The sequence below is a fragment of the Escherichia sp. TW14182 genome (assembly GCF_000208525.1).
Classification (GTDB): Bacteria; Pseudomonadota; Gammaproteobacteria; order Enterobacterales; family Enterobacteriaceae; genus Escherichia; species Escherichia ruysiae.
Genome location: NZ_AEJZ01000280.1, coordinates 1 through 10002 on the forward strand (window position 1 = coordinate 1; position 10002 = coordinate 10002).

The 10002-nt window shown below is 53.6% G+C and carries 8 protein-coding genes; 3 read left to right on the forward strand and 5 right to left on the reverse strand.

Going from position 1 to position 10002, the window contains the following annotated elements:
• Window positions 1–2109, forward strand: a 2109-nt coding sequence (gene malT / locus EQY_RS0119880; protein WP_000314407.1) for an HTH-type transcriptional regulator MalT, incomplete at its 5' end; no start/stop codon positions are given.
• Window positions 2110–2151: 42 nt separating this feature from the next.
• Here the strand turns inward: malT and rtcA are convergent.
• Window positions 2152–3168, reverse strand: a complete 1017-nt coding sequence (gene rtcA, locus EQY_RS0119885; protein WP_000827112.1) for an RNA 3'-terminal phosphate cyclase — start codon at window positions 3166–3168, stop codon at window positions 2152–2154.
• 3 nt (window positions 3169–3171) lie between these two features.
• Window positions 3172–4398: an RNA-splicing ligase RtcB gene (gene rtcB / locus EQY_RS0119890; RefSeq protein ID WP_001105509.1), complete on the reverse strand. Its 1227-nt coding sequence runs from the start codon at window positions 4396–4398 to the stop codon at window positions 3172–3174.
• A 186-nt stretch (window positions 4399–4584) separates the two neighbouring features.
• Between rtcB and rtcR the strand changes: the two genes are divergently transcribed.
• The gene (gene rtcR, locus EQY_RS0119895; protein WP_001232955.1) at window positions 4585–6183 is read left to right on the forward strand and encodes a DNA-binding transcriptional regulator RtcR; all 1599 of its coding nucleotides are present in this window, start codon (window positions 4585–4587) and stop codon (window positions 6181–6183) included.
• On the opposite strand, the gene EQY_RS0119900 is transcribed toward rtcR, so the two are convergent.
• Genes EQY_RS0119900 through glpE form a run of 3 tightly spaced genes read right to left on the reverse strand, consistent with a single transcriptional unit; the run spans window position 6165 to window position 8141 of the window.
• Window positions 6165–6923: a DeoR/GlpR family transcriptional regulator gene (locus EQY_RS0119900; RefSeq protein ID WP_000815097.1), complete on the reverse strand. Its 759-nt coding sequence runs from the start codon at window positions 6921–6923 to the stop codon at window positions 6165–6167. The genes rtcR and EQY_RS0119900 overlap by 19 nt on opposite strands.
• A gap of 16 nt (window positions 6924–6939) precedes the next feature.
• The gene (gene glpG, locus EQY_RS0119905; RefSeq protein WP_000928717.1) at window positions 6940–7770 is read right to left on the reverse strand and encodes a rhomboid family intramembrane serine protease GlpG; all 831 of its coding nucleotides are present in this window, start codon (window positions 7768–7770) and stop codon (window positions 6940–6942) included.
• Between the two features lie 44 nt (window positions 7771–7814).
• Window positions 7815–8141, reverse strand: a complete 327-nt coding sequence (glpE, locus tag EQY_RS0119910; RefSeq protein ID WP_000371928.1) for a thiosulfate sulfurtransferase GlpE — start codon at window positions 8139–8141, stop codon at window positions 7815–7817.
• 189 nt (window positions 8142–8330) lie between these two features.
• On the opposite strand from glpE, the gene glpD reads away from it, so the two are divergent.
• A complete protein-coding gene (glpD, locus tag EQY_RS0119915) occupies window positions 8331–9836 on the forward strand; it encodes a glycerol-3-phosphate dehydrogenase (protein WP_000448110.1) in 1506 nt (501 codons plus the stop codon).
• The last annotated feature ends 166 nt before the right edge of the window (window positions 9837–10002 follow it).

Genomic DNA, 10002 nt, shown 5'->3' on the forward strand with positions numbered 1-10002 from the left:
TCATCGCCGATTGAAGCCGCAGAAAGCAGCCGGATTTGCGATGACGTGTCCGGCTGGGCGACGGCGTTGCAGCTAATTGCGCTTTCAGCAAAGCAAAATACCCACTCAGCTCATAAATCAGCGCGTCGTCTGGCGGGCATCAATGCCAGTCATCTTTCTGATTATCTGGTCGATGAGGTGTTAGATAACGTTGATCTGGCCACTCGTCATTTCCTGCTAAAAAGCGCCATTTTGCGCTCGATGAATGATGCGCTAATCACCCGCGTGACCGGCGAAGAAAACGGGCAAATGCGTCTTGAGGAGATTGAGCGTCAGGGGCTGTTTTTGCAACGGATGGATGATACTGGCGAATGGTTCAGCTATCACCCGCTGTTTGGCAACTTCCTGCGCCAACGCTGCCAGTGGGAACTGGCGGCGGAACTGCCGGAAATCCACCGCGCCGCCGCAGAAAGCTGGATGGCGCAAGGTTTTCCCAGCGAAGCCATTCATCATGCGCTGGCGGCAGGCGACGCTTTGATGCTACGCGATATTCTGCTGAATCACGCCTGGAGTTTGTTCAACCACAGCGAACTGTCGCTGCTGGAAGAGTCGCTTAAAGCCCTGCCGTGGGACAGCCTGTTGGAAAATCCACAACTAGTGTTGTTGCAGGCCTGGTTGATGCAAAGTCAGCATCGCTACGGTGAAGTAAATACCCTGCTGGCACGAGCCGAACACGAGATCCAGGGTATCAGGGAAGGCACCATGCACGCAGAATTTAACGCTCTGCGCGCCCAGGTCGCCATTAACGATGGTAATCCGGAAGAAGCCGAACGACTGGCAAAACTGGCACTGGAAGAACTGCCTCCGGGCTGGTTCTACAGCCGCATTGTGGCAACCTCGGTGCTGGGTGAAGTGCTGCACTGCAAAGGCGAATTGACCCGCTCTCTGGCGTTAATGCAGCAAACCGAACAGATGGCACGCCAGCACGATGTCTGGCACTACGCCTTATGGAGTTTAATCCAGCAAAGTGAAATTCTGTTTGCTCAGGGATTCCTGCAAACCGCGTGGGAAACGCAGGAAAAAGCGTTCCAGCTGATCAACGAGCAGCATCTGGAACAGCTGCCAATGCATGAGTTTCTGGTACGCATCCGTGCGCAACTGTTATGGGCATGGGCACGGCTGGATGAAGCCGAAGCCTCGGCGCGTAGCGGGATCGAAGTTTTATCTTCTTATCAGCCTCAGCAACAGCTTCAGTGCCTGGCAATGTTAATTCAATGCTCGCTGGCTCGTGGCGATCTGGATAACGCCCGCAGCCAACTTAACCGCCTGGAAAACCTGCTGGGGAATGGCAAATATCACAGCGACTGGATCTCTAACGCCAACAAAGTTCGGGTGATTTACTGGCAAATGACTGGCGACAAAGCCGCCGCTGCCAACTGGTTGCGTCACACGGCCAAACCGGAGTTTGCGAACAACCACTTCCTGCAAGGCCAATGGCGCAACATTGCCCGTGCACAAATTTTGCTGGGCGAGTTTGAGCCTGCGGAAATTGTCCTCGAAGAACTCAACGAAAATGCCCGCAGTCTGCGGCTGATGAGCGACCTGAACCGCAACCTGCTGTTACTCAATCAGTTGTACTGGCAGGCCGGACGTAAAAGCGACGCTCAGCGCGTGTTGCTGGACGCATTAAAACTGGCGAATCGCACCGGATTTATCAGTCATTTTGTCATCGAAGGCGAAGCGATGGCGCAGCAGTTACGCCAGCTGATTCAACTCAATACGCTGCCGGAACTGGAACAGCACCGCGCGCAGCGTATCCTGCGGGAAATCAATCAACATCACCGACACAAGTTCGCTCACTTTGACGAGAGTTTTGTCGAACGTCTGCTAAATCACCCGGAAGTGCCGGAACTGATCCGCACCAGCCCATTGACCCAACGCGAATGGCAGGTACTGGGGCTGATTTACTCCGGTTACAGTAACGAACAAATTGCGGGCGAACTGGAAGTGGCAGCAACCACCATCAAAACGCATATCCGCAATCTGTATCAAAAACTCGGCGTTGCTCACCGTCAGGCTGCGGTACAGCACGCGCAGAAACTGCTGAAAATGATGGGATATGGGGTGTGAGTTTGGTCGGATAACGCACCTGATCCGACTTACCTCTCTGCATCATTCAACGCTAACCCGCGTTACGCCATCTGTTTCAGCCAGAGTAAACCGCACTGGCAAGAAACGCTCCACCACCGCGATATTGGTCAGCAGATGGCATGAGGGATGGGCGACCGTAAATTCCCCCGCGCCTGCCAGCGCCATCGGCAGCACCAACTGGTCTGCGAGATATTCCCCTACCGCAGCCGGGCTTGCCAGGTAGCGTTTAACCTCTTTCACCAGTTGGGCAGCGACCACTTCGGCACTGACGCGCTTTTCACCGACGACAAAAAAGCGTTCAGTGATATTTTCACTTTCGACTTCCAGCGAGACGGTATTTCCTGGCCCCTGCTCGCGCGGCAAGGAATGAATAGTCTGCTCATGCAGTGAAAAACTACCCGCCAGCGTAGCGATTTCACGCTCAGCAACATGGCGCGGCACACCAGCCAGTAGCACCTCTCCACGCATATGCACAATGTTTCCGCGCTCACCAAGTTGCAAGGTGTTAAACGATGCCACCGGCGTAACTTCCGTTGCCACCACACCGCCGCCAGCAGGGTAAAAACCGTGGCGCAACAGCGTTGTTTGCTGCTGAATCCCCATCCGCGCCAGCAGCGGTTCCAGCACCCGGCAGATAAAATCGGCAGGCGGCGCCGACGGGTTATCGGTGCCACCGCTCACTTCAACACGCGATGGCTCATCGGCAAACCACAGCGCGGGCAGCACCGTTTGCAGCACCAGCATACAACTTCCGGCACTGCCGATAGCAAAGCGGTAATCGCCGCCGCGCACGGTGCCGGGCCGGAAGACCAGGCGCTGCGATCCCAGCTCCACACCTTCAACCGTTGCATCGCTGATTTGCATCGCCGCTTTTACCGCCGTCAGATGCTGGCGCAACAGCCCCGGTTTCGCCCGCCCGGCACGAATGCCGGTGATGGTGAACGGTTTACCGGTTATCATCGACAGGCTCAGCGCCGAGCGCAGGATCTGCCCGCCGCCTTCGCCCTGTGCGCCATCCAGCGCAATCATCCTTTTCATTATTTATCCTTTTACGCACACTACCTGACGCAGGGTGTAAACCACTTCCACCAGATCGCTTTGTGCCGCCATCACCGCATCAATATCTTTATACGCCATCGGGATTTCGTCGATCACTTCGGCATCTTTACGGCATTCCACATGCGCGGTGGCACGAATCTGATCTTCCACGCTAAACAGTTTTTTTGCTTTGGTACGGCTCATCACGCGTCCGGCACCGTGGCTGCATGAGCAAAATGACTCTTCATTTCCCAGCCCGCGCACGATAAAGCTTTTCGCGCCCATCGACCCAGGAATAATTCCGTACTGCCCGGCACGCGCAGATACCGCGCCTTTACGCGTCACATAGATCTCTTCGCCAAAGTGCTGTTCTTTTTGCACATAGTTGTGGTGACAGTTGATCTCTTCCATCGCCAGAGTTTGCGGCAGTCTTACCGTTTTCTGCGTGATGCTCTGCAACGCCGTTACTACGTTTTCCATCATTGCATCGCGGTTAAGGCTGGCAAAAAGCTGCGCCCAGGCCACGGCTTTCAGGTAATCGTCAAAATATTCCGTACCTTCCATAAAGTACGCTAGGTCACGCGACGGCAACGTTTCAAGCTGTTCCTGCATCTCTTTTTGCGCCAGATCGATAAAGTAAGTTCCGATGGCGTTACCGATTCCGCGTGAACCGGAGTGCAACATAATCCACACCTGATCCGACTCATCAAGGCAGATTTCAATAAAGTGGTTGCCGGTTCCCAGCGTTCCCAGGTGTTTATAGTTATTAGTGTTCAGGAAACGCGGATATTTTTGCGTTAACCACTGATAACCCGCTTCCAGCTCAGCCCATTTAGCATCGACATTAACAGGCGGATTTTCCCATGCGCCTTTATCACGTTTACAACGCCCGGTAGTACGCCCGTGTGGTACGGCAGTTTCAATCGACTGGCGCAACTCCGCCAGGTTTTCAGGCAGATCCGCCGCCGTTAACGCGGTACGCAGCGCATTCATTCCACAGCCAATATCCACACCTACCGCCGCCGGGATAATCGCCCCTTTCGTTGGGATCACGCTACCAATGGTGGAACCTTTTCCCAGGTGCACATCAGGCATTACCGCAATATGTCTGAAAATAAACGGCATCTTCGCCGTATTAATAAGTTGCTGACGCGCATCGGCTTCTACCGGCACGCCTTTGGTCCACATTTTTACCGGGGCATTTTCAGTGGTCAGTAATTCGTAATTCATTTTGTTTTTCTCTTTTCGTTGGTATGTCCTGATAATTGCAACAGTCGTGCCAAAAAATTAAATCAGCAAATTAAATTTATAATTGATTGTTTTTATTTAATTAAAAGTACAAAGTCCGTAAACGGAGATTTTCTATAAAGTCACTTACCCGATAATGAAATATCGTCTTTTATAAGGATATCTAAGATGCGTAAAACAGTGGCTTTTGGCTTTGTCGGAACCGTACTGGATTATGCCGGGCGCGGTAGCCAACGCTGGTCAAAATGGCGCCCGACGCTCTGTTTATGCCAGCAAGAATCGTTGGTCATCGATCGGCTGGAATTGTTACACGACGCCCGCTCGCGCTCGCTATTTGAAACGCTTAAACGCGATATCACCAGCGTTTCGCCAGAAACAGAAGTAGTGGGCGTTGAGATTGAACTGCATAACCCGTGGGATTTCGAAGAGGTTTACGCCTGCCTGCATGACTTCGCCCGGCATTACGCTTTTCAACCTGATAAAGAAGACTATTTAATTCACATCACCACCGGTACCCACGTCGCGCAGATTTGCTGGTTTCTGCTGGCAGAAGCGCGTTATCTACCCGCCCGGCTGGCGCAGACCTCGCCTCCGCGCAAAAAAGAGCAGCCCGATAGTCCAGGCGCGGTGACGATTATCGATCTCGATTTAAGCCGTTATAACGCCATCGCCAGCCGCTTTGCCGAAGAACGCCAGCAAACGCTTGATTTTCTTAAGTCCGGCATTGCCACGCGTAACCCCCACTTCAACCGCATGATTGAGCAGATCGAAAAAGTGGCGATCAAATCCCGCGCACCGATCCTGCTTAGCGGCCCGACCGGCGCAGGTAAGTCGTTTCTGGCGCGACGCATCTTCGAGTTAAAACAGGCACGGCATCAGTTTAGCGGCGCGTTTGTAGAAGTGAACTGCGCTACCCTGCGCGGCGATACCGCTATGTCGACGCTGTTTGGTCATGTGAAAGGCGCGTTTACCGGGGCGCGGGAATCGCGGGAAGGTTTATTACGCAGCGCCAACGGCGGTATGTTGTTTCTCGATGAGATTGGCGAGCTGGGCGCAGACGAACAGGCAATGCTGCTGAAAGCCATTGAAGAGAAAACCTTTTACCCGTTTGGCAGCGATCGCCAGGTGAGTAGCGATTTTCAGCTTATCGCCGGAACGGTGCGCGATTTGCGCCAACTGGTTGCCGAAGGCAAATTTCGCGAAGACCTGTACGCGCGGATCAATCTCTGGACCTTCACCCTACCAGGACTGCGCCAGCGTCAGGAGGATATCGAGCCTAATCTGGATTATGAAGTGGAGCGCCACGCCTCACTCACCGGTGACAGCGTGCGTTTTAACACCGAAGCGCGGCGTGCCTGGCTGACCTTTGCGACATCTCCCCAGGCGACATGGCGCGGTAACTTTCGCGAGCTTTCTGCCAGCGTTACGCGCATGGCAACCTTTGCCACTAGCGGACGCATCACTCTGGAAGTGGTGGAAGATGAGATAAACCGTCTGCGCTACAACTGGCAGGAAAGCCGCCCTTCGGCGCTTACAGCGTTGCTGGGCGCGGAGATGGAAAACATCGATCTCTTTGACCGCATACAACTGGAAAACGTTATCGCTGTCTGCCGTCAGGCAAAGTCGCTTTCTGCTGCCGGACGTCAGCTTTTTGACGTTTCGCGCCAGGGCAAAGCCAGCGTCAATGACGCAGATCGGCTACGCAAATACCTGGCGCGTTTTGGTCTGACGTGGGAAGCCGTGCAGGATCAGCACAGCTCCAGTTGAATATGGTGGTCCGTCAGCACCTGCATCACGCCCGCAGGAGGCGGGGCATCGGTGTAGACGGCATCGACCATGCTGATACTGCCCATATTGACCATTGCGTTACGACCAAATTTCGAGTGATCGACAACCAGCATGACGTGGCGCGAGTTCTCAATAATGGCGCGTTTGGTGCGAACTTCGTGGTAATCGAACTCCAGCAACGAGCCGTCGCTGTCAATGCCGCTGATCCCCAGAATGCCGAAGTCGAGGCGGAACTGGGAGATAAAATCGAGCGTTGCTTCGCCAATGATCCCGCCATCGCGGCTGCGTAATTCGCCACCGGCGAGAATAATGCGGAAATCTTCTTTCACCATCAGCGTGTTAGCGACGTTGAGATTATTGGTGACAATGCGCAAATTGCTGTGATTGAGCAGCGCGTGCGCCACCGCTTCCGGCGTGGTGCCGATATCGATAAACAGCGTTGAACCGTTGGGGATTTGCTCCGCCACTTTGCGGGCGATGCGCTCTTTTTCTTCGGTCTGGGTGGCTTTACGATCGTGCCACGGCGTGTTAACCGAACTGGAAGGCAGCGCCGCACCGCCATGATGGCGCAGGATCAGATTTTGCTCTGCCAGCTCGTTGAGGTCGCGGCGAATAGTCTGCGGGCTGACGGAGAAATGCTCTACCAGCTCCTCGGTGCTGACATAACCCTGCTGTTTAACCAGTTCAATAATACCGTTGTGACGTTGTGTTTGTTTCATTTATAAATCCCTGGAATTATTTTCGTTTTCGCGCATTGAGCGAATCAACAAAAGCCATCGCTAAACCCACGGCTAACCCGGCGATGTGTGCTCCGTTCGCCATCGACATCCCAAACAAATCAAACCATCCGGCGACAATCCAGATCAGCGCAAAGATAATTAACCCACGTTGCAGGTAAATGCCACTTTGCGGATCGCGCTCGCCGCGTAGCCAGACGTAGCCCATCAGCGCATACACCACGCCAGAAAGCCCGCCAAACCACGGCCCGCTGAATTTTTGCTGCACATAGCCGCTTAACAGGGCGCTAATGAGAGTAATGACAATCAGCTTACCGCTACCGAGACGTTTTTCCACCGCGCCGCCGAGATACCACCACCAGAGCAGGTTAAAAAGGATATGCATCAGCGAGAAGTGCATCAACGCATGGGTGAAGTAACGCCAGAACTCAAATTTCAGTGTTGGATCGAATGGCCAGGCCAGCCATAACATCACTTCTTGATCGCCGATAATTTGCATAGCGATAAACACCACCACGCAGGCGATCATCATCCCCCAGGTGACCGGCCCCGCGCGTTCACGCAAGGCAGCAAAGAAAGGATAACGGCGATAATGCAGGCCACTGCCGGTATGGCCCGCTTGCCAGCTCGCCGCCAGATAACGCGGATCTGCCGGGTTTTCGAGAAAACGCGCCAGCTCCGCCCGCACGCGCTCGGCCTGGGACTCATCCGCCAGCCAGACATCGCTTTGGTTATGTTGTTGAATCGTGAGGATAACACCCTGCGTCGCCATGTAATCAACAAACGCCTGCGCCACGCGGGGGTTAGCAAAAGAGGTAATCATCAACATCGTTGCTGTCGCTTATTCCACACAAAAGGGGACAGTATAAAGCGTTACGCGCCGTACGCCACCTCTGCGGGAAACTGACGCTGCCAGGCTTCAAAGCCACCATCAATGCTATAGACCACATCGTAGCCCTGTTGCAGCAGATACTGCGCCGCGCCTTTGCTGCTATTGCCGTGATAACACATCACCATCACCGGAGTGTCAAAGTCGTTATCACGCATAAACGCGCCAAGCGTGTCGTTAGTTAAATGGAAAGCCTGCACCGCATGCCCCATTGCGAAACTCTGTGGATCGCGAATATCGACCAGCACCGCCTCTTTTTCCTGCAACTTCTGGTGTGCGTCGGCAACGTTAATACATTCGAACTGATCCATGCGTCTCTCTTTCTTTACAAACAAGTGGGCAAATTTACCGCACAGTTTACGTCGAAGCGGCAGATAAACGCCATAATGTTATACATATCACTCTAAAATGTTTTTTCAATGTTACCCAAAGCGCGATTCTTTGCTAATATGTTCGATAACGAACATTTATGAGCTTTAACGAAAGTGAACGAGGGCAGCATGGAAACCAAAGATCTGATTGTGATAGGTGGCGGCATCAATGGTGCTGGTATCGCGGCAGATGCCGCTGGACGCGGTTTATCCGTGCTGATGCTGGAGGCGCAGGATCTCGCTTGCGCGACCTCTTCCGCCAGTTCAAAACTCATTCACGGTGGCCTGCGCTACCTTGAGCACTATGAATTCCGCTTGGTCAGCGAGGCGCTGGCTGAACGTGAAGTGCTGCTGAAGATGGCGCCGCATATCGCCTTCCCGATGCGTTTTCGCCTGCCGCATCGCCCGCATCTGCGCCCGGCGTGGATGATTCGTATTGGTCTGTTTATGTACGATCATCTGGGTAAACGCACCAGCCTGCCGGGATCAAACGGTTTGCGTTTTGGCGCAAATTCAGTTTTAAAGCCGGAAATTAAGCGCGGATTCGAATATTCCGACTGTTGGGTCGACGACGCTCGTCTGGTACTCGCCAACGCCCAGATGGTGGTGCGTAAAGGCGGCGAAGTGCTTACCCGTACTCGTGCTACTTCTGCCCGCCGCGAAAACGGCCTGTGGATTGTAGAAGCGGAAGATATCGATACCGGCAAAAAATATACATGGCAGGCGCGCGGCCTGGTTAACGCCACCGGCCCGTGGGTGAAACAATTTTTCGACGACGGGATGCATCTGCCTTCGCCTTATGGCATTCGTCTTATCAAAGGCAGCCATATTGTCGTGCCGCGCGTGCATACACAAAAGCAGGCCTACATTCTGCAAAACGAAGATAAACGTATTGTGTTTGTGATCCCGTGGATGGACGAGTTTTCCATCATCGGCACCACCGATGTGGAATACAAAGGCGATCCAAAAGCAGTGAAGATTGAAGAGAGTGAAATCAATTACCTGCTGAAAGTGTATAACGCGCACTTTAAAAAACAGTTAAGCCGGGACGATATCGTCTGGACCTACTCCGGCGTGCGCCCGCTGTGTGATGATGAGTCCGACTCACCGCAGGCTATTACTCGTGATTACACGCTTGATATCCATGATGAAAACGGCAAAGCGCCGCTGTTGTCAGTATTTGGCGGCAAGCTGACGACCTATCGTAAACTGGCGGAACATGCGCTGGAAAAACTGACGCCGTATTATCAGGGCATTGGTCCGGCATGGACGAAAGAGAGCGTGTTACCAGGTGGCGCCATCGAAGGCGACCGCGACGATTATGCCGCCCGCCTGCGCCGCCGCTATCCGTTCATTACGGAATCGCTGGCACGTCATTACGCGCGCACTTACGGCAGCAACAGCGAGCTGCTGCTCGGCAATGCAGAGACGATAAGCGATCTTGGGGAAGATTTCGGCCATGAGTTCTACGAAGCGGAGCTGAAATATCTGGTCGACCACGAATGGGTACGCCGCGCCGACGATGCCCTGTGGCGTCGCACGAAACAAGGCATGTGGCTGAATGCGCAGCAACAGTCTCGTGTAAGTCAGTGGCTGGTCGAGTATACGCAGCAGAAATTGTCGCTGGCGTCGTGATTTAACGTAAGGTGGTCAGGTCAGATTTCAATCTGACCTGAGACTGATGATAAACACAAAAACTGCCTGATGCGCTACGCTTATCAGGCCTACGTAGCTTATGCAATATATTAAATTTGCATGGTTTTGTAGGCCTGATAAGGCGTTCACGCCGCATCCGGCATGA

Excerpts from the sequence above, each read along its gene's own strand:
- rtcR (WP_001232955.1), top strand. The coding sequence starts at position 4,585 with ATGCGTAAAACAGTGGCTTTTGGCTTTGTCGGAACCGTACTGGATTAT.
- glpG (WP_000928717.1), bottom strand. The coding sequence starts at position 7,770 with ATGTTGATGATTACCTCTTTTGCTAACCCCCGCGTGGCGCAGGCGTTT.
- glpD (WP_000448110.1), top strand. The coding sequence starts at position 8,331 with ATGGAAACCAAAGATCTGATTGTGATAGGTGGCGGCATCAATGGTGCT.
- glpE (WP_000371928.1), bottom strand. The coding sequence starts at position 8,141 with ATGGATCAGTTCGAATGTATTAACGTTGCCGACGCACACCAGAAGTTG.
- rtcB (WP_001105509.1), bottom strand. The coding sequence starts at position 4,398 with ATGAATTACGAATTACTGACCACTGAAAATGCCCCGGTAAAAATGTGG.
- rtcA (WP_000827112.1), bottom strand. The coding sequence starts at position 3,168 with ATGAAAAGGATGATTGCGCTGGATGGCGCACAGGGCGAAGGCGGCGGG.
- EQY_RS0119900 (WP_000815097.1), bottom strand. The coding sequence starts at position 6,923 with ATGAAACAAACACAACGTCACAACGGTATTATTGAACTGGTTAAACAG.